Annotated in this window: 24 protein-coding genes; 9 read left to right on the plus strand and 15 right to left on the minus strand. The window is 71.6% G+C overall.

Annotation, left to right across the window (positions count from 1 at the left end):
* Positions 1–21: 21 nt before the first annotated feature.
* Entirely contained in the window at positions 22–1134 is a 1113-nt protein-coding gene (locus PV350_RS15810; protein WP_499517037.1) for an alpha/beta fold hydrolase, read from the minus strand.
* A 103-nt stretch (positions 1135–1237) separates the two neighbouring features.
* Positions 1238–1711 (minus strand): VOC family protein, encoded by a 474-nt coding sequence (locus PV350_RS15815; RefSeq protein WP_499516190.1) that lies wholly within the window; start codon positions 1709–1711, stop codon positions 1238–1240.
* A gap of 342 nt (positions 1712–2053) precedes the next feature.
* Here PV350_RS15815 and PV350_RS15820 point away from each other — a divergent pair, with 342 nt between their 5' ends.
* Positions 2054–2656 carry a CGNR zinc finger domain-containing protein gene (locus PV350_RS15820; protein ID WP_499516189.1) on the plus strand — a complete coding sequence of 201 codons (603 nt, stop codon included), beginning with the start codon at positions 2054–2056 and terminating at the stop codon, positions 2654–2656.
* Positions 2657–2819: 163 nt separating this feature from the next.
* On the plus strand, positions 2820–4175 hold the full coding sequence (locus PV350_RS15825; protein ID WP_499516188.1) for a mycothione reductase: 1356 nt from the start codon (positions 2820–2822) through the stop codon (positions 4173–4175).
* Between the two features lie 78 nt (positions 4176–4253).
* Here PV350_RS15825 and PV350_RS15830 read toward each other — a convergent pair whose 3' ends face one another.
* The gene (locus tag PV350_RS15830) at positions 4254–6212 is read right to left on the minus strand and encodes a multicopper oxidase family protein (protein WP_500334405.1); all 1959 of its coding nucleotides are present in this window, start codon (positions 6210–6212) and stop codon (positions 4254–4256) included.
* 503 nt (positions 6213–6715) lie between these two features.
* Positions 6716–7621, minus strand: a complete 906-nt coding sequence (locus PV350_RS15835; RefSeq protein ID WP_499516186.1) for an NmrA family NAD(P)-binding protein — start codon at positions 7619–7621, stop codon at positions 6716–6718.
* Between the two features lie 203 nt (positions 7622–7824).
* On the opposite strand from PV350_RS15835, the gene PV350_RS15840 reads away from it, so the two are divergent.
* On the plus strand, positions 7825–9072 hold the full coding sequence (locus tag PV350_RS15840) for a GAF domain-containing protein (RefSeq protein ID WP_500334407.1): 1248 nt from the start codon (positions 7825–7827) through the stop codon (positions 9070–9072).
* Positions 9069–10070, plus strand: a complete 1002-nt coding sequence (locus tag PV350_RS15845) for a SpoIIE family protein phosphatase (protein WP_500334409.1) — start codon at positions 9069–9071, stop codon at positions 10068–10070. The genes PV350_RS15840 and PV350_RS15845 overlap by 4 nt, the downstream gene beginning before the upstream one ends.
* A gap of 29 nt (positions 10071–10099) precedes the next feature.
* Here the strand turns inward: PV350_RS15845 and PV350_RS15850 are convergent, their stop codons facing one another.
* The 11 genes from PV350_RS15850 to PV350_RS15900 form a co-directional block, all read right to left on the minus strand.
* A complete protein-coding gene (locus PV350_RS15850) occupies positions 10100–10477 on the minus strand; it encodes a nitrile hydratase accessory protein (protein WP_499516184.1) in 378 nt (125 codons plus the stop codon).
* Complete coding sequence (gene nthA / locus PV350_RS15855) at positions 10474–11073, minus strand: nitrile hydratase subunit alpha (RefSeq protein ID WP_500334410.1); 600 nt, start codon at positions 11071–11073, stop codon at positions 10474–10476. Before nthA ends, PV350_RS15850 begins: the two co-directional genes overlap by 4 nt.
* The gene (gene nthB, locus PV350_RS15860; protein ID WP_499516182.1) at positions 11073–11735 is read right to left on the minus strand and encodes a nitrile hydratase subunit beta; all 663 of its coding nucleotides are present in this window, start codon (positions 11733–11735) and stop codon (positions 11073–11075) included. Before nthB ends, nthA begins: the two co-directional genes overlap by 1 nt.
* Before the next feature lie 122 nt (positions 11736–11857).
* Positions 11858–12685 (minus strand): SDR family oxidoreductase, encoded by an 828-nt coding sequence (locus PV350_RS15865; RefSeq protein ID WP_499516181.1) that lies wholly within the window; start codon positions 12683–12685, stop codon positions 11858–11860.
* Positions 12686–12782: 97 nt separating this feature from the next.
* Positions 12783–13460 carry a histidine phosphatase family protein gene (locus PV350_RS15870; RefSeq protein WP_499516180.1) on the minus strand — a complete coding sequence of 226 codons (678 nt, stop codon included), beginning with the start codon at positions 13458–13460 and terminating at the stop codon, positions 12783–12785.
* A 91-nt stretch (positions 13461–13551) separates the two neighbouring features.
* Positions 13552–14439 (minus strand): phosphogluconate dehydrogenase (NAD(+)-dependent, decarboxylating), encoded by an 888-nt coding sequence (gene gnd, locus PV350_RS15875; protein WP_500334412.1) that lies wholly within the window; start codon positions 14437–14439, stop codon positions 13552–13554.
* A 90-nt stretch (positions 14440–14529) separates the two neighbouring features.
* Entirely contained in the window at positions 14530–16179 is a 1650-nt protein-coding gene (gene pgi / locus PV350_RS15880; protein ID WP_500334414.1) for a glucose-6-phosphate isomerase, read from the minus strand.
* On the minus strand, positions 16172–17206 hold the full coding sequence (opcA, locus tag PV350_RS15885; RefSeq protein ID WP_500334415.1) for a glucose-6-phosphate dehydrogenase assembly protein OpcA: 1035 nt from the start codon (positions 17204–17206) through the stop codon (positions 16172–16174). The genes pgi and opcA overlap by 8 nt, the downstream gene beginning before the upstream one ends.
* Complete coding sequence (zwf, locus tag PV350_RS15890; RefSeq protein ID WP_499516176.1) at positions 17203–18756, minus strand: glucose-6-phosphate dehydrogenase; 1554 nt, start codon at positions 18754–18756, stop codon at positions 17203–17205. Before zwf ends, opcA begins: the two co-directional genes overlap by 4 nt.
* The gene (tal, locus tag PV350_RS15895) at positions 18753–19901 is read right to left on the minus strand and encodes a transaldolase (RefSeq protein WP_500334417.1); all 1149 of its coding nucleotides are present in this window, start codon (positions 19899–19901) and stop codon (positions 18753–18755) included. Before tal ends, zwf begins: the two co-directional genes overlap by 4 nt.
* 208 nt (positions 19902–20109) lie before the next feature.
* Positions 20110–20889 (minus strand): RNA polymerase sigma factor, encoded by a 780-nt coding sequence (locus PV350_RS15900; RefSeq protein ID WP_499516174.1) that lies wholly within the window; start codon positions 20887–20889, stop codon positions 20110–20112.
* Positions 20890–21021: 132 nt separating this feature from the next.
* Between PV350_RS15900 and PV350_RS15905 the strand changes: the two genes are divergently transcribed.
* The 5 genes from PV350_RS15905 (at position 21022) to PV350_RS15925 (ending at position 26079) form a co-directional block, all read left to right on the plus strand.
* On the plus strand, positions 21022–21498 hold the full coding sequence (locus PV350_RS15905; protein ID WP_499516173.1) for a MarR family winged helix-turn-helix transcriptional regulator: 477 nt from the start codon (positions 21022–21024) through the stop codon (positions 21496–21498).
* A gap of 149 nt (positions 21499–21647) precedes the next feature.
* Positions 21648–22652: a LacI family DNA-binding transcriptional regulator gene (locus PV350_RS15910; protein WP_499516172.1), complete on the plus strand. Its 1005-nt coding sequence runs from the start codon at positions 21648–21650 to the stop codon at positions 22650–22652.
* Between the two features lie 277 nt (positions 22653–22929).
* The gene (locus tag PV350_RS15915) at positions 22930–24267 is read left to right on the plus strand and encodes an ABC transporter substrate-binding protein (RefSeq protein WP_499516171.1); all 1338 of its coding nucleotides are present in this window, start codon (positions 22930–22932) and stop codon (positions 24265–24267) included.
* Between the two features lie 7 nt (positions 24268–24274).
* Positions 24275–25225: a carbohydrate ABC transporter permease gene (locus PV350_RS15920; protein WP_499516170.1), complete on the plus strand. Its 951-nt coding sequence runs from the start codon at positions 24275–24277 to the stop codon at positions 25223–25225.
* 56 nt (positions 25226–25281) lie between these two features.
* Positions 25282–26079 carry a carbohydrate ABC transporter permease gene (locus PV350_RS15925; RefSeq protein ID WP_499517036.1) on the plus strand — a complete coding sequence of 266 codons (798 nt, stop codon included), beginning with the start codon at positions 25282–25284 and terminating at the stop codon, positions 26077–26079.
* Positions 26080–26101: the final 22 nt, after the last annotated feature.

Consider the following 26101-nt stretch of genomic DNA (forward strand, 5'->3'; position numbering starts at 1 on the left):
CGGGACGGACCCGGCCGGGGGTTACCGCGAGGCGCCGGCGGCGCGGCGGTACGGGGCGAGGAACGTGCCGAGTTCCGCCAGCATCTCCTCGGGTGCCTGCTCGGCGACCCAGTGACCGGCGCCGCGGATGACCACGCCCCGTACGTCCTCCGCCAGGGGCTCCATCGCGCCCGCGACGGCACCGCCCCAGCTCTCGGATCCGCCGATCGCCAGGACCGGCATCGTCAGCTTCTTCCGCGCGCGGTCCTCGTTCTGACCGGTGGTGCCGTCCCACGCGCGGTAGAACCCGAAACTGCCGCGCAGCGTCGCGGGGTCGCAGAAGAGGCGGACGTAGTACTCGCGCGCGTACCGGGGCAGCCTCTCCCCGCCCTGGATGTCGAACTCGTAGCCGAAGAAGTCCGCTTCGCGCCCCCTGACCAGCCGTTCGGTCAGCTCGTGGTCGACCCGGTTGAACGGGATGTGCCAGAGCCTGTCGTTGTCCCGCCCGTCCACGAAGAGGATCGGTGAGGCGGACTTCCGCGGGGGTCCGGGGACCTCGGCGAGGGCCACGCGGGCGACGCGCTCCGGGTGGTCGGCCGCCAGCGCGTAGCTGATGATCATTCCGGTGTCGTGGCCGACGACCGCGAACCGCTCGTGGCCCAGGGCGTCCATCAGGGCGACCAGGTCGCCCGCCAGGGAGCGGGTGTCGTACCCGCTCACGGGCTTGTCGGTGAGTCCCATGCCGCGCTGGTCGACGGCGATGACGGTGTGGTGCCGGGCCAGTTCCGGCATCAGCATGCGCCACGCGTACCAATTCTGCGGCCAGCCGTGCACCAGGAGCAACGGCGGCCCGTCGCCTCCGGTCACCACGTGCTGGCGCAGCCCGCCGGCCCGCACGAAGCGGCTGCTGAAGGTCTTGGTGAACCCGGCCGGCAGCCGGGGCGCCGAGGAGACCGAGCCGAACCCGTGCGGCGTCCGCAGGGGCGGGGTGGCGGAGGCCGACGGCAACCCGCCCGCCAGCGAGATGCCGGCGACGGTGACGGCGGAGGCGGCCGCGCCGCCGACGAAGGCGCGTCGTGACAGTCCGCGCGGGGCACGGTGCGACACCGGCCTCGGGCCGGGGCCGTCCTGCTCGGACGGCTCCACGGGGGGCATGTTCACGGGGTTTCCTTCCACTAGGAACGAGCATATGCACGTATTGGGGTGCAGGAGGGGTCGCGTCCGTACGGCTCCGTACGCCCTGCGGTGACGGGGTGGGTCAGCGGCCGGGGAACCGCTGCTTGATCTCCTGGAGCACCCAGCCGTTGCCGTCCGGGTCGCTGAAGGTGGCGAACGAGCCGTACGAGGCACGGTCGGGATGCAGGCCCGCGAGCCGCCCCTGACCTTCCTGCCGGTGGGTGATCTCCCCGCCCTCATGGCCGTGGAACAGCATCCCGCCGGCGTCGTGGAACACCTCGCTCACCTCGACGCCCCGGGCGACCAGCTCCGCACGGGCCTCCTCGATGTCGAGGACGGCCAGGTACAGCCCCTGGGCCGAGCCCGGCGCGGCGGAGGTGAGCCCCTGACCGAACATCACCGAGCACTCCGAGCCCGGCGGGGTGAAGTGCACCGCGCGCCAGTCCTCGCTGACGGCCTTGTCCAGATCCAGGCGGAATCCCAGCGCCTCGTAGAACGCCTTGGCCCGGTCGACATCGGACACGGGCAGCACGACAAGTTCCAGCTTCGTGTACATGGGGGTCTTCCTTCGTAGAGGACGGTGCGCCACACGCCGGCGGTCACCGTTTTCGGGGGACGAGGACGGCGGAGCCACACCGGCGCCGCACGCCGGATCCCCGGCCGGGTCGCCGAAGGCTTCGAGCCGCAACTACCGGAGCGGCTCAGCCTGTCTTCGTGGTGATGACCGTAGGCCATTAGGTCGCAACCCGCAACACGCATCCACACGAATCGGGGCGAGCGTGACACACCTCACCGCACTTCACTGGGACTCCACCACACAGGAAGAGAATGACTACCGTCGCGGTTTCACCCACAACGGGGAGCGAACTAGACTGACCCGGAAAGGGAGGCCCGCACGATGCCGACGCCCACGACCGAGCGCAGTCCGCTGACCCAGCCCGCAGCCGTCGACGCGCTCCTGCGGTTCCTCAACACGCACGCTTCGGGGCCGAGGCAGCTCCCGGAGCGCTTCACGGACGCCCGCAGCATGCACGCATGGCTGCTGGAGCACGACCTGGGCACGGAGGCCACCCACGTCACCGAGGCCGACGCGGCCGCCGCACGCGAACTGCGCAACGCCCTGATCACCGTGCTGCTGGCGCACGCGGGCGACAAGAACACCACCCCCGGGGCGCTCGCCCGGGCGGAGGAGCACCTTCGCGGCATCGCCGCCCGCTACCCCCTGGTCACGGTCGTCACCGCCGAGGGGGCCCGTTTGGCGAGCACGCAGAGCGGCATCCCCGGGCTGTTCGGGACCGTACTGGCGAGCGTCACCGAACTCGCGCACGCGGGCGTGTGGGACAGGCTGCGGGCGTGCCGCCACGAGCCGTGCCACTTCTGCTTCTTCGACCGGACGCGCAACAGCTCGGCCGGCTACTGCGGCCCGAGGTGCGGTTCCCGCGCGTCCATGCGGGCCTACCGGCAGCGCAGGAAGGAGCAGGCCGCCGGAACGGCGGGCTGACCCCGCCGGCTGTGTCGCGCCGATGGTGCACCCCCGGCGCCCCGTGCCCGTGATATGAACCTCGAAGGACCGAACAGGCACAAATCGGGCGGGCCGTCCCGCGGGGGCCTGCCCCGCAGCCAGGACGTCCGGACATCTGCTGACCGGCGGAAGGCGGGCGGACATGCCGCACTACGATCTTGTGGTCCTCGGCGGGGGCAGCGGCAACATGCTGATCGGGGACGAGTTCGCGCACCTGCGCTGCGCCATCGTCGAACCGAGCCGCTTCGGCGGCACCTGCCTGAACCGGGGCTGCATCCCCAGCAAGATGTTCGTCGTCGCCGCCGACGCGGCCGAGGGCGCGCGGGCGGCCGCGCGGCTGGGGGTCCGCGCCACCGTCGAACCGGTGGACTGGAAAACCGTCCGCGACCGGGTGTTCCACCGGATCGACCCGCTCCACGACAGCGCGCTGGACTACCGCCGGGACCACGGCATCGACGTGTACACCGAGGAGGCGCGCTTCGTCGGGCCCAAGGTGCTGCAGGTGGGCGGGGAGCGGATCACCGCCGACACCATCGTCGTCGCGGTCGGCTCACGGCCCGACGTGCCCGACGTCCCCGGACTGGACACCGTGCCGTTCCACACCTCCGACACCATCATGCGGATCGAGGACGCACCCGCTTCGCTGGCCGTCATCGGCGGCGGGTTCATCGCGGCCGAGTTCGGCCACGTCTTCGGCGCGTTCGGGTCGGACGTCACGATCATCCAGCGGGGGCCGCGCCTGCTGATGGCCGAGGACGAGCAGGTGTCCGAGCGCTTCACCGAGCTCGTCTCCCGTCGGCACCAGGTCCTCCTCGGCGCCACCGTCACCGCCGTGGAACGCCGCCCCGACGGTGTCGAGGTGAGTGTGACCTGCGCCGAGGGCGAGCAGGTCGTCCAGGCCGAGATGCTGCTGGTCTGCACCGGCCGCCGGCCCAACACCGACCGGCTGGACGCGGCCGCCGGCGGGCTGGAACTCGACGGGCACGGGCACATCGTGACCGACGACACCTACCGCACGTCCGTACCGGGGGTCTGGGCCCTCGGCGACGCGGTGAACCACTTCCAGCTCAAGCACATGGCCAACGCCGAGTCCCGTGTCGTACGGCACAACCTGCTCCACCCGGACGACCTGCGCACCCTGTCCAACAAGCTCGCTCCGCACGCGGTCTTCACCAGCCCGCAGATCGCGAGCGTCGGGCTGACCGAGCAGGAGGCGCGCCGCCGCGGCGTCGCGTACCTGGTGAGCGTCCGCGACTACGCGGACACCGCCTACGGATGGGCCCTGGAGGACACCACCAGTTTCGTGAAGGTCCTGGCGGACCCCCACGACCGGACGATCCTGGGCGCGCACATCATCGGTCCCCAGGCCGCGACGCTCATCCAGCCGCTGATCCAGGCCATGGCACTGGGGCAGACGGCCGACCAGGTCGGCCGGGAGGTGCTGTACATCCACCCCGCGCTGACCGAGGCCGTCGAGCAGGCCCTGCTGGACCTGTAGGCCCGGGGTCCGGGTCCGCCCGGAGCGGTCCCGCCCGAGACGGGACCGCTCCGGGCCTTGACGCCCCGGCGGTGGGGGCTACATCTTCATGTGCTCCATGTCGTGCGCGTCCATTCCCCGGCCCATGTCCATCAGCATCCGGTGGATGTCGTGGACCGGCGACGGCATGACGACGAAGGGCCGCATCATGCCCTCGTCCTCGTGGTCGAGGAGGTGGCAGTGGTACATGACCTGGCCGGTCTGGTCGGCGAGACGTCCCGCCACGGTGACGAGGGTGTTGGCGTTGACGGTGATGGTGTCCTTCCAGCCGGACTCCTCCGGGGCGACCGGGACCGGGGCGCCGACCGTGATGGGCTTCCTGGTCTGCGCCGTGGCGAAGTCCACACCGGAGGAGTCGACGGCCCGCCGGTCGACGACCTGGAAGTTCATCAGGTGGATGTGCATCGGGTGGTAGATGGGCACGCCCTCGGGGGCGGCGCTGATGAAGTGCCACTTCTCCCAGGTGCCGGAGGCGCCGAAGAAGGTGGTGGTGTCCTCGAACATGCTGCCCGTGCGACGCAGCGTCCGGGTGCCGCCCGGCATGTCGACCGTCACGACGCCGGTGCCCGGCGCCGTGTCGGCCGGGACCTGCTCCATCTCCCAGATCTGGGGCATGGCGCCGGTCCTGTCGAAGCCGAGCAGGACGAAGCGCTCGGTCGCGTCCTTGGGTACATCGGCGAGGGTGAGCTTGCGGAACGACTTCGACAACGTTGTCGGAAGCGGGTGCAGCGCGCGGCGCTTCTTCTCGACGCGGAACTGCATGACGTCGGGGAAGGGGATCATGAAGTCGGGCAGCGCGGCCCCGGGGGTCTGGCCGGGGATGGTGTTGACGAGCTTGAGCTTCCTCCCGGGGAAGGCCGCGAAGTCGACGACGACGTCGGCGCGCTCGGCGGGCGAGAGGGAGATCGCCTCGTCGATGATCTGCGGCTTGCCGAGCAGCCCCATGTCGGTGCCGATGAGTCTCATGGCGCCGCGCACGACCTTGCCGGTCTCCTCGTCGACGACGACCAGGCGGTAGACGCGCGTGGTGGAGACGTTCACCAGGCGGAAGCGGTAGGCGCGGGCCTGCACGTCCAGGTACGGCCACACCACGCCGTTGACCATGGTGAACGGGTTCAGGCTCGCCAGGGCGGGCGGGATGGTGCCCGGCATCGGCATCGCGCCGCCGCCCAGGATCCGCTTGGCGAGGACCTGGCCGGTGAGGCGGCCCTGGGCGTCGGTGTCGAAGTTGACGTCCTGGATGGTCAGCGGGATCTCGTACTCGCCGCGGGGCAGGCCCAGCCGGTCCTCCTCCGCGTCGCGCACCACGTAGTTCCCGACCAGACCGGCCTGGACGTTGAGCGAGGTCACCGACATGGCGTGGTCGTGGTAGAAGAGGTGGGTCGCCGCCTGGTCGTTGGCGTACTCCCCCAACTGTCCGTTGCCGGAGGTGACTCCGAACTCCGCGGCGCCGTCGCTCAGGGCGTTCTGGTGGCCGCCGTGCACATGGACGGTGGTCCAGGCGGTCAGCCCCTCGACCTCGGGGCGCGCGGCGGCACCCTCGGCACCGGGCCGGTTGTAGGGGAGCAGGCCGGGGCCGGGCCCCTCGGGGTTCACCCACACCGCCTTGACCGGCGTCCTGCCCTTGAGCTTGTTGTTCCAGGCGATGCGGACCCGCTCCCCGCTGCGGACCTCGATGGTCGGGCCGGGGAAGTGGCCGGCGTAGGTCCACAGCCGGGTCGGCGGCATCTGCGAGTGCAGCCGGACCGAGGACGGGACCATGTCGATCTCCGTGATCCCATGGCTCTTGGGGCGCAGCGTCGGCGGGACGCGCAGCGCGTCCCGGAACGGTTTCAACGTCGTGAACGTGGGCTCGTTCACGCCGTGCAGCGCGTCGGCCGCCTCCGCCGTGCCCTCGAAGACGCCGGCGGAGCCGAGGACTCCGGTGCCGGCGACGGCGACGGCGGCAGCGGTGGCCCCGGCCATGCCGAGGACGGTCCGCCTGCTGGTCGTTGACATGTAAGTGTTCATCCTGTTCTGGGTGGTACGAGCGCGGGAGGCGGAGCTTCGACGGGACGCACATGCGCTCCCCTGGGTCCGGGGAGCGTCGTTCCGCGCGCCTCAGGACGGCGATGCCGAGCGGTCGACCTGCGGCCTGGGGAAATCCGGGCGCGGACGGATGCCGTCGGGCCTGTCGGCCACCGGCATCCCGCGTCAGGACAGGCACGTCGGCCTGCCGGCCGGTCCCGACGAGGGTCCTGTCGGTCCGGCGCTCCCGGAGCGCGCATCCTCCCGGTGGGTTCGCCACCTCGGTGCGGCACTCGTACCCGGGCATTCCCCCCAGCCTGCGCTGAGCCCCCCGCGCACTATTTGCTCGGTCAAGCAAGTAGAACAGTTGATTACTTGTACGTGCAAGTAGCTTGATTCGTCATCAAACCGGCGGCGGCACCACGGGCCCGCGGACGCACGGCGCACCCCGCTCCGGCATCCCCGCGGGATGCCGGAGCGGCCCCACCCCGGGCTCAGCCCAGGTAGAAGTCCCGGCGGGCGGCGACGAACTGCTCGACGGTCCTGGCGGGCACGCCCGTCACACGCTCGACGTCGTCGGACGCCCGGTCGTAGCGGTTCTCCCGGTGCAGCCGGCCCATGGTGGCGATGTGCGCCTCGACGTGCGGCGGCAGACCGGCCCGGCTGAGCACCTCGTCCCGCCACCGCTCCGGCGGCACGTCGACGTAGGCCACCTCACGTCCCAGCGCCCGGGAGAACTCCTCGGCCATCTCGGCCATGTCGAGCGTGCGCGGCCCGGTCAGTTCCAGGACCCGGCCGACGTGCGGGACCGGGTCGCGCAGGACCGTGGCGACGACCCGGGCGACGTCCTCCACGGCCACCGGGGACGTACGCCCGGTGCCGAACGGCAGCGCGATCGTCCCGGTCTCCCGGATCGACCGTGCCGCCAGTGCGGTGAACAGCGGATTGTCCAGGAAGGACGTCGGGCGGACGTGGACCACCGGCAGGCCCGACCAGTTCAGCACCTGCTCCGCCAGCCAGTGCAGCCGCTGCTGGTGGGACTCCCCCGTGCTGGTCGCGGTCATCTGCGACACCGTCATCTGCGACATGCCCACCAGCGCGTCCAGCCGCCCGTACGCGCGGGCGACGCTCGCCACCACGGTCGCCGCGAGCAGGTGATCGGTCGAGACGGGCATCGCGAAGTACATCCGCCGCGCACCCTCCAGTGCCGCCGCCACGGTCTCGGGCCGGGTCAGATCGCCGGTGACGACCTCCGCGCCGAGCGCGCGCAGCGCGTCCGCCCGCTCGTCGTCGTGGCGGACCATCGCGCGCACGGGTACGTCCTGCTCACGCAGGAGTTCGAGGACGGCACGGCCCACGCCGCCGACCCCGGTGACGAGGACAAGATTGCCGGCAACCATCGGTCGGTCTCCTTCTGGGTTGGCTGAGTTACGGGTGACGGGTGTGACCACGGACTCCCGTGGCGTCCGAGGTGCCGCAGGGCGCGCACCCCCACCCGCACCATTACGAGCATATGCTCCTATCTTGCGAGCGGCAAGCGCGGTCTTCGCCCCTGAGCGACCGGTCACCCGCGCACCTATACTCGCCAAGAGGGAGCCGTTCGATGACCAGCAACAGCGCAGTCGGAGAACACCGCCGCGAAGGCGCGCCCGCACGGATCGAGGGGACGGGTCTCGAGGAGGTCCTGCACGGCGCCCTCCGTGAGGCCCTGTTCCGGATGGACGCCGTCGCCGCGGCGGTCTACCTGCTGGACCCGGACGGCGCCGAACTGCGAGCGGCGATGATCGCCGGCAGCCCGCCCTCCATGTTCACGATCCCCTGCCGGATGACCATGGACATGCCCCGCGCGTCGACCCGCGCCGTCACCACGGGCGCGACGGCGGTGCTGCCCGATCCCGACCCGGCCGACCCGGACCAGCGCTTCGCACTGCCCTATCCGTACGCGGCCCTGGCGTCCCCGGCCACCGCCGGCGGGCACCGCTTCGGCGCGCTCACCGTGCTGCGCCTGGAGAGCCACGGCGACTACGGCCCCGCCGACCACACGGTGCTGCGGGAGATCGCGGACGCGCTGGCCACCGCCCTCGCCGAACTCGTCCGTCACGGCGTCGCCGTCGCGACCGGCCCCGCACCCGCCCTCGTACCGGTGTTCCACGCGAGCATCCACACCCCGGGCTGGGGGGTGCACGGCGTCCCCGGCTCGTCCGGCGCCAGCCTGATGTACCCCCTGCGTCATTTCGCCGAGCGCCTCAACCAGGCCACGACGGTGGACCACGTCGTCGCGGCGGCCCGGGACTGCATCATGTCCCCCTTCGGCGCCGGAGCCGTGGTGCTGGCCTCGGTGAGTGCGGGCCGGCTCTGGGTCCTGGGACACAGCGGACCGTCCTCCGCCCTGGTCCGCACCGTCCACGGCGCCAGACTCGGCGCGAGCACTCCCGCGGTGGAGGCGGCACGCGGGCACGCGCTGTTCCTGTCCGAGGGCGCACCACCGGGCACGGACCCGGACCGGAACGACGCCGGGCCGCGGGCCGAGGCCTACCTGCCGCTCGTCGTCGGGAGCAGGAGCGTCGCCGAGGTGTCCCTGATGAACCCGCGCATCATCGGGGTGTGCTGCCTGGAGTTCGAGGGGGCCCGCGCGTTCCCGCCCGAGGAGCGGACGGTGCTCGGCATGATGGCCGGCATGCTGGGGGCGACGGTGGAACGCGTCGAACTGGGCAGCCGGCAGCGCGAGATCGCGGAACACCTGCAGCGCAGGCTCCTGCTCCCGACGACGAGCTGCCGGGGCTGGCCACCACCGCGCGCTACCGGCCCGCCACGACCACCTGCCAGGCGGGCGGCGACTGGTACGACGTGATCAAGGTGTCGGACGACCGGATGGTGCTCGTCGTCGGTGACGTGGAAGGCCACGACCTGGACAGCGCCGCCGTCATGGGCCAGGTGCGCACCGCGCTGGCCTCGTACGCGACCGAAGGCCACCGCCCCGCCGTGGTGATCGACCGGACGGGCCGGCTGCTCGCCGAACTCGGCACGGAGCAGCTCGTGACCTGCTGCGTGGTCGCCCTGGACACCGCCGACGGTACGGCAGAGGTGGCTCTCGCCGGGCATCCGGCGCCGGTCGTACGGCGGCCCGACGGAGGCGTGGACGTCCTCGACGCACCTCCGAACCTTCCCCTGGGCGTCACCACGCAGCACCCTTACCGCAGTTGTGAGCACACCCTGTCCCCAGGGTCCGTGCTGATGCTCTACTCCAACGGCCTGACCGACTCCCTCACCGGGGACCACGGCGCGTGCGCGCGGACCCTGCTCCGTGCGGGGGTCCGGGAGACCGGGGCCGGGGCCGACCTGGAACAGGTCGCCGACCGCATGGTCGCCGAGGTCTCCGGCCCCCGGTGGCGCCGGGACGACGCGGTGCTGCTCCTGGCCCGGTACGAAGGCGCCGCGGGCAAGGGGGCGCCGCTGACCGCGAGCCTGCACGTGCAGCGACGCGATCTGCACGGGGTCAAGGCGGCCCGGGCATTCGTCGACGAGCAACTGCACGCGTGGTCGCTGCCGGTGGTCTCGGACACCCTCCAGCTGATCGCGTCGGAGATCGTGACCAACGCCCTCATCCACGCGGGCAGCGACGTCGACGTCCGGCTGCGGGCCTTCGGCGACCACGTCCGGCTGGAGGTGCGGGACTCCGACAGCAACCCACCCGTCCCCTCGCCACTGGCCCTGGACGAGGAGGAGAACGCCGAGGCCGAGCACGGCAGGGGTCTGCTCATCGTGGAGGCCCTGGCCGGGCAGTGGAACACCTCGCCCAACGGCCGCGGCAAGACCGTCTCCCTGGACCTGCCCATCCCGCTCGGCTGACGGAACAGGCCTGGACCGGTGCCTCGCGGTCAGTGCCGATGTGCGTGGTCGTGGTCGTGGTGGTCGTGGTGGTCGCCGTGGTCGTGGCCCGCGGGCCGGCCGGCCAGGATCCGGGCGCGCGCGGTGACCTCGCCCGCACGGACCACGTCCTGTTCGGTGAGCACGTCCTCCAGCGCGGCCAGCCAGAGCCGGTAGTAGTTCCAGGGACCGTCCGCCGGCGGCGCCTTCTCCCAGGCCCGGATGCGCGCGATCAGCGCGGCCTGGAACCGGGGCCAGGCGAAGGCACCCGCTTCATGGAGGCCGACGGCCATGCCGAAGGCGCGGCTCTCCCACGGCTCGGCGAAGACCAGCTCGCCGTTGGAGCGGGGCGGCGCGGCCGGACCGTCGACGTCCAGGGGCGCGGTCACGGCGCCGTCACCTTCGCCACGCCGACCATGGCGTCCCGGGTCACCAGCGGCACGAGTTCCTCCTCCGTCAGGTGCCCGGTGCCGGCGGGGCGTTCGGGCAGCACCAGCCAGCGCACCTCGCTGGTGGAGTCGCGGACGGTGATCCGCACGTCGTCGGCGAGGTCGAGTCCCATCTCGGAGAGCACCGTGCGTGGCTCCCTCACCACGCGCGCACGGTAGGCGGGGTCCTTGTACCAGCTCGGCGGCAGGCCGAGCACCGGCCACGGATAGCACGAGCACAGGGTGCAGACCACCACGTTGTGGGTCGTCGGGGTGTTCTCCACGACGACGATGTGCTCACCCTGCCGCCCGGCGAAGCCCAGTTCCGCGATGGCCGCGGTGCCGTCCTGGAGCAGCCGGCGCTTGTACTGCGGGTCGGTCCACGCCTTGGCGACGACCTTGGCGCCGTTGAGCGGGCCCACCTGGGTCTCGTAGGTGGCGATGATCGTGTCCATCGCCGCCGGGTCGATCAGGCCGCGCTCGGTGAGCAGTTGCTCGAGCGCCTCGGTCCGCAGGGCCGGGGGGAGGTGGTCGCCCGGTCCGCTGGTGGAGGTCATCAGGGGGTCTCCAGGTAGCTCTCGAACAGCTCGGCGGTGACGGAGAAGGGCTCGGCGGCGGCGCCCCACAGTTCGCGGGAGTCGAACCGGACCGAGTAGACGTGCTGCGGGTTCTCGCCCAGGAAGTGCGCATGGGTGTCCGGCAACAGCGCGGCGGGCTGCACGAGCTCGACGACGCCGGGGTGTCCGCGCAGGTAGCCCGGCAGCCGCGTGTGCCCGGGCGGGGACATGTCCTTCGCGCGGACCCGCTCGCCGACGGCGAAGGCCGGCGGGGTGTCCACGGAACGCAGCGAGCCCGGTGCGGTGGGGGCGTAGTCGGGACGGGCCGGTTCGGGGACCGGTGGCTCCTCGACGCCCGCGCCGCGCAGGTTGCGGGCGCGGGTCTCGACCGCGGTGGGCGCCAGGACGGCGCTCTCGGTGAGCATCAGCTCCGCGGCGTTCAGCCAGCGGCCGAAGTAGCCGTCGTCCAGGTAGGCGGCCCGGTCCAGGCGTTCCGTGGCGTGCCGGAAGGCGTCCACGTTGTACCCGGACACCTGGATGGAGAGGATCGCCAGCGCGAACGCCCGGCCCTGCCAGGGCTCGGCGAAGACCGGTTCGCCGGGTCTCGGCGGCCGGACGGGCCCCCATCCCCGCGTGCCCCCCATGTCCGCGATGCCCTCCATGGCGCGCCCTTCCGTGTGCCGGGACCACTGGCACATCAGCTTGGACCCTGGGCGGCCGATGGCCCCGGCGACACGGCCCGCGCGCCTCCCGGTTCCATCCGATGGGCAGTCGGGCCCGCGTCCTACCGGGGGCGGAGGAACTCCCGGGCTCCGCGCAGACGGGTCCGTATGCGCCGCTGGGTGGCGCTGCTGTCGAGGCGGACGTCGAGGGGGCCGGGGACGGGGCCGTCGATGCGGAGTCCGGGGCGCAGCACGGTGGCGTCGAGTCCGTCGCGGCGGGCGATGAGCCCGCCCAGTTCGTAGCGGTTGAGTGCGTCCGTCCCGGCGAGGTGGAACACGCCCGAGGCGTCGGACACCGCGAGTTCCCACAGAGCGGAGGCGAGGTCCTCGACGTGCACCGGGCAGCGGACGTCGTCGGTGAACAGGACGCCGTCGCGCACGCCCGCGGCCAGGTCGTGGACCAGGCGCTCGTGCGCGGATCCGCCGTCGCCGATGATCAACGAGGTGCGCGCGACCACGGCGGCCGGCGCCAGGAGCCGCACCGCGGTCTCGGCGGCGGCCTTCGCCGCGCCGTACGGGCTGATGGGATCGGGCAGGCAGGTCTCGTCGTAGTGGACCCGGCCCCCGGAGAAGACGGCGTCACTGGAGACGTGGACCAGGCGGCAGCCGTGCTCCGCGGCGGCCAGGGCCACGCGGACCGAACCGTCGGCGGTGACCTCCCAGTCGCTGTACCCGCTGCTGGCGTTGACGACGGTGTCGGGGGCGACCTCGGCCAGTACCTCGCCGAGGTGCCCAGGGGCGCGGAGGTCGAGGTGGTGCCACGGGACACCGGGGACCCCGCCGGGGTGGCGGGAGCGGTACGTCGCGGCCGTCTCGAGACCCGCGGCCGCGGCCTGTCGTACGAGTTCCCTGCCGAGGAACCCGCTGCCGCCGACGATGAGGACCTTCACGGGCTTCACCGTAGGGCAGGCGCAGCACCGGCGGGGCTCCTCCGCCCCGGAAGACGGCGAGGGCGGGGGAGGAAGTTCCTGACGGGGCGACGCCCCCTCACCGGCCCGGGGACGAGTCGTGCTCGGGGCGCCGCTGCGGGGGGATCGTGCCGGACGGGGAGGGCGCGCCGGTCGCCCGGGGGCCCGTGGTGTTCCAGGCCTTGATGACGGGGCGGTCGTGCTCGGTGCCGAGCCGGCTGACGGTGCCGGTGTCCAGGGCGAACAGCGATCCGGCCGACGGCGGCAGGCCGAGGCGGCGGGCGGTGAGGACGCGCAGGATGTGGCCGTGCGCGACGAGCAGCACGTCGCCCGCGGCGGGGTCGCGCAGCAGCGGCTCGACACGCGCGAGCACGCGGTCGGCGCGGCGGCCGACGTCCTCGGGGGCCTCCCCCGGATGGTCGGCGGGGCCGGGGGCCACGCCGTCGGCCCACAGGTTCCAGGTCGGGCGGGTGCGGTGGATCTCGGCGGTGGTGACGCCCTCGTAGCCCCCGTAGTCCCATTCCCTCAGGTCCGGGTCGATCTCGGCACCGGACACCCCGGCCAGTTCGGCGGTGCGTACGGCGCGGCGCAGGGGGCTGCTCAGGGCGAGGGCGATGTCGTGCCCGCGGAGCAGGTGGGCGACGCGGGCCGCCTCCCCCTCTCCGTGCGGTGTCAGGGGCAGGTCGGTGTGGCTGGTGTGCTGTCGGGACAGGGTCCACGCGGTTTCGCCGTGGCGCAGCAGGAGCAGGTCGCCCATGGTCGTTCATCCACTTTCGGCACAAAGGAACAGGGTGGTGCGGGTGGGGCGGTACGGAGCCCGCGCCGGCGGGCGCGGGCTCCGGCGGTGACTAGGCCTTGTCGTCCGCGGTGGTGACGGCGTGGCCGCCGAACTGGTTGCGGAGCGCGGCGATCATCTTCATCTGCGGGGAGTCGTCCTGACGGGACGCGAAGCGCGCGAAGAGCGACGCGGTGATCGCGGGCAGCGGCACGGCGTTGTCGATGGCCGCCTCGACGGTCCAGCGGCCCTCGCCGGAGTCCTCCGCGTACCCCCTGAGTCCGTCGAGGTGCTCGTCCTCGTCGAGGGCGCCCACGGCCAGGTCCAGAAGCCAGGAGCGGATGACGGTGCCCTCCTGCCAGGAGCGGAACACCTCGCGCACGTCGGTGACCGAGTCGACCTTCTCCAGCAGCTCCCAGCCCTCGGCGTAGGCCTGCATCATGGCGTACTCGATGCCGTTGTGGACCATCTTCGCGAAGTGGCCGGCGCCGACCGCGCCCGCGTGGACGAAGCCGAAGTCGCCCGCGGGCTTGAGGGCGTCGAAGACCGGCTGCACCTTCGCCACGTGCTCTGCCCGGCCGCCGACCATGAGGGCGTAGCCGTTCTTCAGGCCCCAGACGCCCCCGGAGACACCGGCGTCCACGAAGCCGATGCCCCTGGCGGCCAGCTCCCCGGCGTGCTTCTCGTCGTCCGTCCAGCGGGAGTTGCCGCCGTCGACGACGATGTCGCCCGGCTCCAGGAGGCCGCCGAGCTCGTCGACCACGGACTGGGTCGGGGCGCCTGCCGGCACCATCACCCACACCACGCGGGGTGCGTCGAGCTTGTCGACCAGTTCGGTGAGGCTGCCGACGTCGGCCAGGTCGGGGTCCCGGTCGTAGCCGACGACGGTGTGGCCGGCGCGGCGGATCCGCTCGCGCATGTTGCCGCCCATCTTGCCGAGGCCGACGAGTCCGAGTTGCATGTCAGGTGCTCCTTGTGTGTGTCGCGGGTGTGGTCGGCGGGCGGCGCGCACCCGGGGCCGGGCGGCGCCGCCATGGGAGTTCCCCCCGGGTCAGTTGCCCCGCAGGGACCGGTACGCGGCCACCAGGGCCGCGGTGGAGGGGTCGAGTCCGGGCACGTCGGCTTCGCCGGTCAGGGCGGGTTCGACGCGCTTGGCGAGGACCTTTCCGAGTTCGACGCCCCATTGATCGAAGGAGTCGATGTTCCACAGGGCGCCCTGGACGAAGACCTTGTGCTCGTAGAGCGCGATGAGCTGGCCGAGGACCGAGGGGGTCAGTTCGGTCGCCAGGACGGTGGTGGTCGGGTGGTCGCCGCGGAAGGTCCGGTGCGGGACCTGTTCCTCGGGCACGCCCTCGGCGCGGACCTCGTCGGCGGTCTTGCCGAAGGCGAGCGCCTGACCCTGCGCGAACAGGTTGGCCATCAGCAGGTCGTGCTGGGCGGTGAGTTCCGCGCTCAGCTCGCCGGCCGGGCGGGCGAAGCCGATGAGGTCCGCCGGTATCAGCTTCGTGCCCTGGTGGATCAGCTGGTAGTACGCGTGCTGCCCGTTGGTGCCGGGCGTGCCCCACACGACGGGGCCGGTCTGCCACTCCACGGGGTGCCCGTCGCGGTCCACGGACTTGCCGTTGGACTCCATGTCCAGTTGCTGCAGGTAGGCGGTGAACTTGGACAGGTAGTGCGAGTACGGCAGGACGGCGTGCGACTGGGCGTCGAAGAAGTTTCCGTACCAGACGCCGAGCAGTCCGAGGATCAGCGGCGCGTTGGCCTCGGCCGGCGCGGTGCGGAAGTGCTCGTCGACGGTGTGGAAGCCGTCGAGCATCTCACGGAACCGCCCCGGGCCGATGGCGATCATCAGGGAGAGGCCGATCGCCGAGTCGAAGGAGTAACGGCCGCCCACCCAGTCCCAGAACTCGAACATGTTCTCCGGGTCGATGCCGAACTCCGCCACCTTGCCGGTGTTGGTCGACAGGGCGACGAAGTGCCGGGCGACGGCCTTCTCCTCCCCGTCGAATCCGGCCAGCAGCCAGCTGCGCGCGGAGGTGGCGTTGGTGATCGTCTCGATGGTGGTGAAGGTCTTGGACGCGACGACGAACAGGGTCTCGGCCGGGTCGAGGCCCTGCAGGGCCTCGTGAAGGTCCGCGCCGTCGACGTTGGAGACGAAACGGAACGTCAGCGAGCGGTCGGTGAACGGCCGCAGCGCCTCGTACGCCATGGCGGGGCCGAGGTCGGAGCCGCCGATGCCGATGTTGACGACGTTCCTGATCCGCTTGCCGGTGTGACCGGTCCACTCACCGGAGCGCACCCGGTCGGCGAAGGCGGACATCTTGTCGAGCACCGCGTGGACCCGCGGCACGACGTTCTCGCCGTCCACCTCGACGACGGCGTCCCGCGGCGCGCGCAGGGCGGTGTGCAGGACGGCCCTGCCCTCGGTGACGTTGATCTTCTCGCCGCGGAACATGGCGTCGCGCAGCTCGAACACGCCGGTGGCGGCGGCCAGGTCGCGCAGCAGGGCGAGGGTCTCGTCCGTGACCAGGTTCTTGGAGTAGTCGATGCGCAGGTCACCGACCTCCACCGTGTAGCGCCGCGCGCGTGCGGGGTCCGCCGCGAACAGCTCGCGCAGGTGCGGTCCCGGCCGCGTGGCGGCGCGGTGCTCCGCCAGTGCGGCCCACTGCGGGCGGTGGCTCGGCTCGGGTGTGTCAGGCATCGTCCTTCTCCTGGTTCTCGTGCTGGTGCGCGCGCTGGGGCGGCACCGGGGCGGCCTTGCCGGAACGGGCCCTGGTGGAGGGGGCCTTCGCCGGGAGGGCCTTCGTGCGGGGCGCCTTGACCTGGGCCCGCAGCGCGGCGGCGTAGGCCTCGTCCGGGTCGAGACGGCGGAGCTCCTCCGCGATGAGCTCCGCGGTGGTGCGCACCTTCAGCGCCAGGGCGCGGGTGGGCTGTCCGGGGATCGACAGCCGGGCCACGGCGCCCTCGGGGCGGTCGATGGTGACGTCGCCGTGCGGGGTGCGCAGCCGGACCGCCGTCACGACGGGCCCTTCGGTGACGACCCGTTCGACGGGTACGCGCAGCCGGTCGGCGAACCAGCGGGCCAGCAGTTCGGCGCTGGGGTTGTCGGCCTCGCTCTCCACGACCGCGGAGGTGACCCGGGCCTGGGCCTGGTCCAGCGCGGCGGCGAGCATGGAGCGCCACGGCGTCGTCCGGGTCCACGCGAGGTCGGTGTCGCCGGGCGCGTACGCACCGGCCCGGGCCGCCAGTGCCTCCAGCGGCCGGTCGACCGCGTAGGCGTCGGTGATGCGGCGCTGGGCGAGGGCCCCGAGCGGGTCCTCGGCCGGCACGTCGGGTGCGTCCGCGGGCCACCAGACGACGACGGGGGCGTCGGGCAGCAGCAGCGGCAGGACCACGGAGTCGGCGTGCCCGGCCACTTCCCCGAACAGCCTCAGCAGCACCGCCTCGCCGGATCCGGCGTCGGAGCCGACGCGGACCTCGGCGTCGACGCGGGAGGGGGTGCGCCGGCCGCTGGTGCGCGACGGCCGCTTGATGACGACGAGGGTGCGCGAGGGGTGTTCCTGAGCGGCCTGCTCCGCCGCCTTCAGGGAGTCGTGGGCGTTCTCCTCGTCGGTCACGATGACCATGGTCAGGACCATGCCGACGGCGGGGGTGCCGATGGCGCGGCGGCCCTGCACCAGGGCCTTGTTGATGTGGCTTGCCGTGGTGTCGGTCAGGTCGATCCTCATGGCCTGCGCCAGCTCCGTCCGTCTCGTGCGAGCATCTCGTCGGCCTCCGCGGGGCCCCAACTGCCCGCGGTGTACTGCGCGGGCCGTCCGTGCGTGTCCCAGTGCTCCTCGATCGGGTCGAGGATCTTCCAGGACTCCTCCACCTCCAGGTGGCGGGGGAAGAGGTTGGCGTCACCGAGCAGCACGTCGAGGATGAGCCGCTCGTACGCCTCGGGGCTGGACTCGGTGAAGGACTCGCCGTAGGCGAAGTCCATCGTCACGTCGCGTATCTCCATCGACGTCCCGGGCACCTTCGACCCGAAGCGCACCGTGATGCCCTCGTCGGGCTGGACGCGGATGACGATCGCGTTCTGCCCGAGTTCCTGCGTCGCCTCCGGGCCGAACGGGGAGTGCGGGGCGCGCTGGAAGACGACCGCGATCTCGGTGACGCGGCGGCCCAGGCGCTTGCCGGCCCGGAGGTAGAAGGGGACGCCCGCCCAGCGGCGGTTGTCGATCTCCAGCTTGATCGCGGCGTAGGTGTCGGTCCTGGACTCGGCGTCGATGCCGTCCTCCTCCAGGTAGCCGTCCACCTCCTCGCCGCCCTGCCAGCCGTGCGCGTACTGCCCGCGCACGGTGTGCGCGCCCAGGTCGCCGGGGAGCCGTACCGCGCGCAGCACGTTCAGCTTCTCGGTGAGGAGCGACTCGGCGTCGAAGGAGGCGGGCTCCTCCATCGCGGTCAGCGCGAGCAGTTGGAGCAGGTGGTTCTGGATGACGTCGCGCGCGGCGCCGATGCCGTCGTAGTAGCCCGCGCGGCCGCCGATGCCGATGTCCTCGGCCATCGTGATCTGCACGTGGTCGACGTAGGAACGGTTCCACAACGGCTCGAACATCGTGTTGGCGAACCGCAGCGCCAGGATGTTCTGGACCGTCTCCTTGCCCAGGTAGTGGTCGATCCGGAAGACCTGCTCCGGGGCGAACACCTCGTGGACGAGCGCGTTGAGTTCCCGCGCGCTGGCCAGGTCGTGGCCGAAGGGCTTCTCGATGACCGCGCGTCGCCAGGAGCCCTCGGGGGCGTCGGTGAGTCCGTGCTTCTTCAGCTGCCGCACGACCTTGGGGAAGAACTTCGGCGGTACGGACAGGTAGAACGCGTAGTTGCCGCTGGTCCCCCGGGTGGCGTCCAGCTCGTCCACGGTGACGGCGAGCTGCTTGAACGCGACGTCGTCGTCGAAGTCTCCGGGGATGAAGCGCATGCCCTCGGCGAGCTGCTGCCAGACCTCCTCGCGGAACGGCGTCCGGGCGTGCTCGCGCACCGAGTCGTGCACGACCTGGGCGAAGTCCTGGTCCGCCCAGTCGCGGCGGGCGAAGCCGACGAGCGAGAAGCCCGGCGGCAGCAGCCCGCGGTTGGCGAGGTCGTACACCGCAGGCATCAGCTTCTTGCGGGACAGGTCGCCCGTCACGCCGAAGATCACCAGACCGGACGGGCCGGCGATGCGCGGCAGCCGCCGGTCGGACGGATCGCGCAGGGGGTTGGGCCACGGGGTGGTGGCGGGTGCGGTCGGGTCCTTGCTCATCGCGCGTCGGCTCCCTTGCCGTTCAGTGCTGTTCCGATGGCCTGCAGCAGTTCGGCCCAGGCCGCCTCGAACTTCGCCACGCCCTCGTCCTCCAACCGCCGGACGACCTCGTCGAGGGGGATCCCCAGTCGTTCCAGGGCCGTCAGGTCGTCGCGGGCCCGGTCGTGGCGGCCGGTGACGGTGTCGCCGTCGACGCGGCCGTGGTCGGCGACGGCGTCGAGCGTCGCCTCCGGCACGGTGGTGACCGTTCCGGGCGCGACGAGTTCCTCGACGTAGCGGGTGTCCCGGTAGGCCGGGTCCTTCACGCCCGTGGAGGCCCACAGCGGCCGCTGCTCGTGCGCGCCCGCCGCGGCGAGCGCGGCCCAGCGGTCGCCGGTGAAGAACTCCCGCTGCGCGCGGTACGCCAGCCGGGCGTTGGCGAGCGCCGCCCTGCCCTTCAGGGCCGACGCCTCGTCCGTGCCCAGCTCCGTCAGCCGCCGGTCGACCTCCGTGTCGACGCGGGAGACGAAGAAGGAGGCGACGGAGTGCACGGTGGACAGGTCGATCCCGGCCGCACGCGCCTTCTCCAGACCGGTCAGGTACGCCTCCATGACCTCGCGGTGGCGCTCCGGCGAGAAGATCAGCGTGACGTTCACGCTGATGCCGAGGGCGGTGACCTCCGTGATGGCCGGCAGGCCCTCCTCGGTCGCCGGGATCTTGACCATCACGTTGGGGCGGTCGACCAGCCAGGCGAGCTGCCGGGCCTCGGCGACGGTCGCCCGCGTGCGGTGGGCCAGGCGCGGGTCGACCTCGATCGACACCCGGCCGTCCCGGCCGCCGGTCGCCTCGTACACGGGTCTCAGGAGGTCGGCCGCGGCACGCACGTCGGCGGCGGTCATCATGCGGACGGCTTCGTCCGGGGTGACGCCGCGCGCGGCCAGGTCGGCGAGCTCTTCCCGGTAGTCCTCCCCCGAGCCGATGGCGGCCCGGAAGATGGACGGATTCGTGGTGACGCCCACCACGCGTCCCGATGCGACGAGTCGGGCGAGGCCGCCGGAGGCGATGCGTCTGCGCGACAGGTCGTCCAGCCAGACCGAGACTCCCTCGGCGGCCAGTCGCTGCAACGGTTCCGCGGTTGCGGTTGGTTCTTCGTTCACTGTGATCATCTTCTTTCTGCGCTCGCGTCAACCGCGGCGGACCCCAAACGATTCCCGGCTGTGGAGGGCCGTGTTTCCGCAGGTGACGGAGGTTTCCCTCCCCGCGGGCATGACAGCGCGGGCCCCGGGAATGTGACGAGAGACGAAGATCACGCCGCGCGTGGGTGCCGCGCGGGCCCGCCGGCCCTTGCCCGCCGCTCGTCCCGGCGACGACGTGTCATGCGGATCCGCTCCGCCCGGCACCGACGAGGTCGCCGCAGGCGTACTCCTGCTCGGACGCCGCCACGCGCGGGCCTTCGGCCGCCCACAGCCGCAGCCGGGCGTCGTGCAGCCAGTACGCCGCAATTGCTGCGGAAACATCCATGATGTCTGCTATCTCCTGATAGGCGAAGCCTTCAACGGCCGCGAGGTACACGGCAAACCGCTGTTCCTTCGGCAGCGTGAGGAGGGCGGCCCGGACGTCCGCCTCGGACAGCAGGACGAACTCGTCCAGCGCGGACACCCGCACCCCCTGCGGGATCCCGGACTCCGGGGGCAGCACGCACACCTCCGGGTGGGGGCCGACGAACGCCGAGGCCAGGAGGTCGTAGAGCCAGGCCCGGTGGTCGATGCCGTCGAGGAGGTGCGGGAACGCGGCGTACGCCCGGGTGAACACCTCCAGGACGAGCCCCTCCGCCTCGGCCGGGTCGCCCGTGACGCCCAACGCGGCCCGGTAGACGGGGTCGAGGAGGGTCAGCACGTCACGCTCGAAGCGGGCCTCGCGCCCGGCGGAACCGTCCTCGTCGCCGACGGCCGGCCGCACCGGCTCCTCGGCGGCCTGCCGGGCCTGCGGGGCGCGGACGGTCCTGCGGTGGCGGCCGCTCCCGGGAGCCGTACCGCTCCCCCGCACGTACGGTTCGCCGTCGACGCTCCGGCCCCGGTGCCGGCCACCGCCCGGGCCGGACACCGCGTACCGGATTCCTGCGGTGGACTGGGCGTTCGTCAGCGACTGAGGCATGTGCGTCTCTTTCCGGGATGACTTGCGGGGTCGGTACGGTCACGCGGGCAAGGTGGCCGCGCCGCACGGCTCGGCATTAATTGCTTCGCGCAGCAAATATATATCCTTCGCGAAGCAAGTAAAGTGGGGGGCATGCACGATGCCGCACACCGCCCGGAATCCGACCCGGATCTGCTGGATCCCCTCAATCCGGACGAAGAAGCCCTCATGCGGTCCCTCAGCCGTGTCATCTACGCCCTGCCCCGCGCACTGGACGCCGACATGACCCGCGAGCAGCAGCTCCCCCTCATCGAGTACCGGGCGATGATGAACCTCTCGGAGGCGCCCGGGCGGCGGATGCGGATGAGCGACCTCGCCGCCGCCTGCGAGATGTCGCTCAGCGGCATGACGGGCGTGGTGCGCCGGCTGGAAGGCCAGGGGTTCATCCGGAGGGTCAGGTGCGAGCGGGACGCCCGTGGCTCGAATGCCGTCCTCACCGACGCCGGGCTGGCCCGCCTGGAGGAGGCCTGGCCGACCCACCTGGCCTCCATGCGCCGCCACTTCCTGGACCACCTCGCCGGTCTCGACCTCCGGGCGCTCAGCGCGGCGCTGCGCACCGCGGCAACCTGACCCCGCCTCTTTTCCCGAGGTCAGAGCCGCCCCGAGGGGCCCGTACCCCCGCAGCCGCGCGGGGACCTGATCTCGCGCCGCCCCGTCCGGGACGTGCATACTCAGGCCCTGCGGGCGCGCCGGCACCCGCGACGATCGGGAGGTACGCGATGGTGTCGTCGTCAGGGACGGAATCCCGGAGGGTCACGATCCATGACGTCGCCCGGTCCGCGGGGGTGTCGCGGCAGACCGTGTCGCGGGCGCTCAACGACAAGGACGAGATCGACGGCACCACCAAGCAGCGTGTGCTGGAGGCCGCCCGCGAGCTCGGCTACCGGCCGAGCCGCTTCGCCCGCGGCCTGGTCCGGCAGGACACCACCACGATCGGGCTGGTCATCCCCGACCTGCTCAACCCGTTCTTCACCGAGGTCGCCGCGGCCGCGCTGGAGGCGGCCCGGGCACGCGGCTGGCACGTCGTCGTCTACGACACGGGGGACAGGGCCGAGGAGGAGTTCGGCACCCTGCAGGTGATCGCCTCGCAAGTGGACGCGGTCGTCGGCTACTTCAGCTGCTCCGAGCACGACCTCGAACGCTTCACCCGCGGAGTGCCCGTGGTGCTCATCGGCCGTGAGCACCACACGGCGCGGTTCAGCTCGATCCGCATCGACGGCGAGGAGGGCGTCAACGCCGCGGTCGCCCACCTGGTCGCCGCGGGCCACCGGCACATCGGCATGCTCGACCACGACGGCCGTGCCGAGCCGAGCGTCCGGCGCGAGTGGTTCGCCACGGCCGCGGCGGCCCACGGGATCGACGCGGGCAGGGTGGTCGGGGCCGCCCAGTCGGCCGACGGCGGCGGGACGGCGCTCAGGAAACTGCTGGCCGCGCATCCCGACGTCACCGCGGTCTTCACCTTCAACGACATCATCGCCATCGGCGCCCTGCGCGAGGCACGCCGGCTCGGCAGGGCCGTCCCCGAGGACCTCGCCGTGGTCGGCTTCGACGGACTGCAGCTCGGCACGCTCGTGGAGCCCCCGCTGTCCAGCGTCGCGCTCGACACACGCCGGCTCGGCGCGCTCGCCATCGACCAGGTCGCACGGCTGCTGACCGGGCTGGAACCGCTCGGGGCCGACGACCTCGTCGTCCGCGCCGAGCTGCGGCTGAGCGGCTCCGCTTAACCTGCCGGACCCGTGCGCGCCGCAAACTCTTGACACTTGACGGCACCGGAGCGCACACTTCCGAACAATTCTCAATGGCCCCGTGAGCGTTCACGTGAACGCTCACGTGAACGCTCACGGGACCGGAACACGTGGTTTTGCCCAACCTTGCGACGGTGCTCGGTGCGTGCACCGGAACCCGTCGCTCCCCCTGTCCCTCCTCTCCAGCACGGCCCGCCTGAGGTGTCAACGTCGACCCGGCTGGCGCCCACGCCAGTCGTCCTCCGGAACGGAAACCATGAGCAGCACAGTCACGCGCATCCGCGTCGCCGCCGTCGCCGCGGCAGCCAGCATCGCCGTACTCGCCGGATGCTCATCGCCGGCCCCTTCGGGTGACAGCGCATCGGCAGACGCCTGCGCGCCCGCGAAGGGCAAAGTCACCCTCCAGTACTGGAACACCGTTCCCGGCATGGACGAAGTCGTCGCGCTGTGGAACAAGAAGAACCCGAACATCCAGGTCGAGACGAAGAACATCTCCAACGACCAGTACGGCACCATCGGCAACGCCCTCAAGGCGGGCAAGGCGCCGGACCTCGCCCAGGTCGGCTACGACGAACTGCCCAACCTGCGCAGCCAGGACGCCTTCGCGGACGCCTCCGCCTGCAAGGCGGCCACCGACGCCAAGTCGGCGTTCGTGCCCTGGACCTGGTCGCAGGCCAGCTTCGGCGGCACCGGGGTGTTCGCCATCCCGCAGGACACCGGCCCGATGGCCCTGTACGTGCGCAGCGACATCTTCAAGAAGCACGGCCTGGAGATCCCCAAGACCTGGGACGAGTACGCGACCGAGGCGCAGAAGCTGCACAAGGCGGACCCGAACCTCAGCATGACGTTCTTCGACCCGAACAACGCCGAGTGGTTCAACGGGCTCCTCTGGCAGAACAGCGCCGAGATGTACTCCTACTCCGGCGACAAGTGGCACGTCGCCGTCGAGTCCGAGCAGAGCAAGCAGGTCGCCGACTACTGGCAGAAGCTGATCGACGCCAAGCTGGTGCGGACCGACCTCGCCCACGGCTCGACGCAGATGTACACGGCGTACCAGAAGGACCAGATCGCCACCTACGTCGGCGCCGCCTGGGGCTACAGCATGTTCCGCGACAACCTGCCCAAGCAGGCCGGCAAGTGGTCGATCGTGCCGATGCCGACCTGGGGTTCGAGCGCCGCGTCCGGTGACTGGGGCGGTTCCACCGTCGCCTTCATGAAGGGCGGCAAGCACCCCTACGAGTCGGTCAAGTTCAACACCTGGCTGAACACCGACCCCGAGGCCCTCGCGCTGGAGAACAAGCTGGGCGGCCTCTACCCGGCGGCCACCGCCGGTCTGGCGCTCCCCGCGCTCTCCCAGGGCGTGGCCTACTACGACAACGAGAAGATCTTCGACGTCTTCGCCGAGTCGTCCAAGAACATCGACACCGACTTCACCTGGGGCCCGACCCAGAAGACGGTCAACCTGGCGCTCCAGGACGCGATGGCCAAGGCGACCGCCGGTGACGGCACCGTCGCCGACGCCCTCACGGCCGCCCAGGACGCCGCGCTGAAGTCCATGAAGGACCAGGCGATCCCGGCCACGGCGGGCAAGTGACCGTCGCATGACCGACCTCGCAACCCGCGCGACGCGCGGGGTGGCGACCACCGAGGGCCGCCGTCGCCGCCACAACGGCGGCGGCCCCCGGGCGGGCACCATCGCCGCGTTCGTGACCCCGTTCTTCCTGCCGTTCGTCCTCTTCTACCTGGTGCCGATCGGCTACGCGTTCTGGCAGAGCCTGCTCGTCGTGCGCCGCACCGGCGGCCAGTACGGCACGTCGTACACGACCTTCGGCGGTCTGGAGCAGTACACGCAGGTCTTCCAGAACACCGAGTTCTGGGGCAGCATCGGCCGCATCGGGCTGTTCGGCATCGTGCAGGTGCCGGTGATGCTCTTCGTGGCGCTGGTCATGGCGCTGCTGCTCGACACCCCCCTGCTGAAGCTCAAGGCCTTCTTCCGCATCTCGGCGTTCATGCCGTACGCCGTGCCCGGCGTCATCGCCGCGATCATGTGGTCGTACCTCTACTCGCCGCAGATCAGCCCGGTCGTCGACCTGCTCAAGGGCGTCGGCCTCCAGCCCGACTTCCTCGGTCCGGGTGCCGTGCTGTGGTCGACGGCGAACGTGTCGACCTGGCTGTGGACCGGCTACAACATGCTGATCATGTTCTCCGCGCTGCAGTCGATCCCGCAGGAGCTCTACGAGGCCGCCAAGCTCGACGGCGCCAGCAACTGGGCCATCGCATGGCGGATCAAGGTGCCGATCATCGCCCCGTCGGTCGTCCTGACCACGGTGTTCTCCATCATCGGCACGCTGCAGCTGTACGCCGAGCCGGCGGTGCTGCGCCAGATCTCCTCGAACATCTCGAGCACCTTCACCCCGAACATGCTCGCGTACACGGTGGCCTCCGGGAACAACTACCAGCAGGCGGCGGCGATCTCCGTGGTCATCGCCGTGATCACCTTCGTCTTGAGCTTCGGGTTCATGCGACTGACCTCGAAGAGGGCCGGACTGTGAGCGACCAGACCCCGATCCGCGAGAGCCGCGTCAGCCGCACGGCCGCCACGGCCCTGATGTTCCTGCTGGCGGTCTACTTCCTGCTGCCGGTCTACTTCCTGGTCGTGGCGGCGACGAAGCCGCAGGGCGACCTCGCCTCCACCAACGGCCTGGCGTTCTCGCACTTCGACCTCTTCGCCAACCTCGACACCCTCTTCACCCGCAGCGACGGCATCTTCGGGCGCTGGGCGCTGAACAGCGTGCTGTACGCGGTGCTGGGCGCGGCGGTCGGCACCCTGATCTCGGCGCTGTGCGGCTACGCGCTCGCCAAGTTCCCCTTCCGGGGCCGCGAGTTCCTCTTCTCCGTCATCCTCGGCGGGATCCTCGTACCGACCACCGCGCTCGCGCTGCCGCTGTTCCTGCTGTTCTCGGCGACCGGGCTCGTCAACACCTACCTCGCGGTGTTCCTGCCCAGCATCGTCAGCCCGTTCGGCGTCTACCTGGCCCGGATCTTCGCCGCGTCGGCCGTCCCCCAGGAGATCCTGGAGTCGGCGCGCCTCGACGGGGCCGGGGAGTTCCGGACGTTCTTCTCGGTGGCGTTCAAGCTGATGACGCCCTCGCTGGTGACCATCTTCCTGTTCCAGTTCGTCGCGATCTGGAACAACTTCTTCCTGCCGATGGTGATGCTGCAGAAGGAGTCGCTCTTCCCGATCACGCTCGGCCTGTACCAGTGGAACGGCCAGACCGCCCGCGCCCCGCTGCTGCAGGAGTCGGTGATCACCGGTTCGCTGGTCTCGATCGTGCCCGTGATCGTCGTGTTCATCCTCCTCCAGCGGTTCTGGCGCACCGGACTGGCCGCCGGCTCGCTCCGCTAGCCCCGCGCCGGCACCCCCGCGC

The sequence above is a fragment of the Streptomyces sp. PA03-6a genome (assembly GCF_033792765.1).
Classification (GTDB): domain Bacteria; phylum Actinomycetota; class Actinomycetes; order Streptomycetales; family Streptomycetaceae; genus Actinacidiphila.

Coding starts and splice junctions, on each gene's coding strand:
- PV350_RS15810 (WP_499517037.1), bottom strand. CDS start 1,134: ATGCCCCCCGTGGAGCCGTCCGAGCAGGACGGCCCCGGCCCGAGGCCG.
- PV350_RS15815 (WP_499516190.1), bottom strand. CDS start 1,711: ATGTACACGAAGCTGGAACTTGTCGTGCTGCCCGTGTCCGATGTCGAC.
- PV350_RS15820 (WP_499516189.1), top strand. CDS start 2,054: ATGCCGACGCCCACGACCGAGCGCAGTCCGCTGACCCAGCCCGCAGCC.
- PV350_RS15825 (WP_499516188.1), top strand. CDS start 2,820: ATGCCGCACTACGATCTTGTGGTCCTCGGCGGGGGCAGCGGCAACATG.
- PV350_RS15830 (WP_500334405.1), bottom strand. CDS start 6,212: ATGTCAACGACCAGCAGGCGGACCGTCCTCGGCATGGCCGGGGCCACC.
- PV350_RS15835 (WP_499516186.1), bottom strand. CDS start 7,621: ATGGTTGCCGGCAATCTTGTCCTCGTCACCGGGGTCGGCGGCGTGGGC.
- PV350_RS15840 (WP_500334407.1), top strand. CDS start 7,825: ATGACCAGCAACAGCGCAGTCGGAGAACACCGCCGCGAAGGCGCGCCC.
- nthA (WP_500334410.1), bottom strand. CDS start 11,073: ATGACCTCCACCAGCGGACCGGGCGACCACCTCCCCCCGGCCCTGCGG.
- nthB (WP_499516182.1), bottom strand. CDS start 11,735: ATGGAGGGCATCGCGGACATGGGGGGCACGCGGGGATGGGGGCCCGTC.
- PV350_RS15870 (WP_499516180.1), bottom strand. CDS start 13,460: ATGGGCGACCTGCTCCTGCTGCGCCACGGCGAAACCGCGTGGACCCTG.
- gnd (WP_500334412.1), bottom strand. CDS start 14,439: ATGCAACTCGGACTCGTCGGCCTCGGCAAGATGGGCGGCAACATGCGC.
- pgi (WP_500334414.1), bottom strand. CDS start 16,179: ATGCCTGACACACCCGAGCCGAGCCACCGCCCGCAGTGGGCCGCACTG.
- opcA (WP_500334415.1), bottom strand. CDS start 17,206: ATGAGGATCGACCTGACCGACACCACGGCAAGCCACATCAACAAGGCC.
- zwf (WP_499516176.1), bottom strand. CDS start 18,756: ATGAGCAAGGACCCGACCGCACCCGCCACCACCCCGTGGCCCAACCCC.
- tal (WP_500334417.1), bottom strand. CDS start 19,901: ATGATCACAGTGAACGAAGAACCAACCGCAACCGCGGAACCGTTGCAG.
- PV350_RS15900 (WP_499516174.1), bottom strand. CDS start 20,889: ATGCCTCAGTCGCTGACGAACGCCCAGTCCACCGCAGGAATCCGGTAC.
- PV350_RS15905 (WP_499516173.1), top strand. CDS start 21,022: ATGCACGATGCCGCACACCGCCCGGAATCCGACCCGGATCTGCTGGAT.
- PV350_RS15910 (WP_499516172.1), top strand. CDS start 21,648: ATGGTGTCGTCGTCAGGGACGGAATCCCGGAGGGTCACGATCCATGAC.
- PV350_RS15915 (WP_499516171.1), top strand. CDS start 22,930: ATGAGCAGCACAGTCACGCGCATCCGCGTCGCCGCCGTCGCCGCGGCA.
- PV350_RS15920 (WP_499516170.1), top strand. CDS start 24,275: ATGACCGACCTCGCAACCCGCGCGACGCGCGGGGTGGCGACCACCGAG.
- PV350_RS15925 (WP_499517036.1), top strand. CDS start 25,282: ATGTTCCTGCTGGCGGTCTACTTCCTGCTGCCGGTCTACTTCCTGGTC.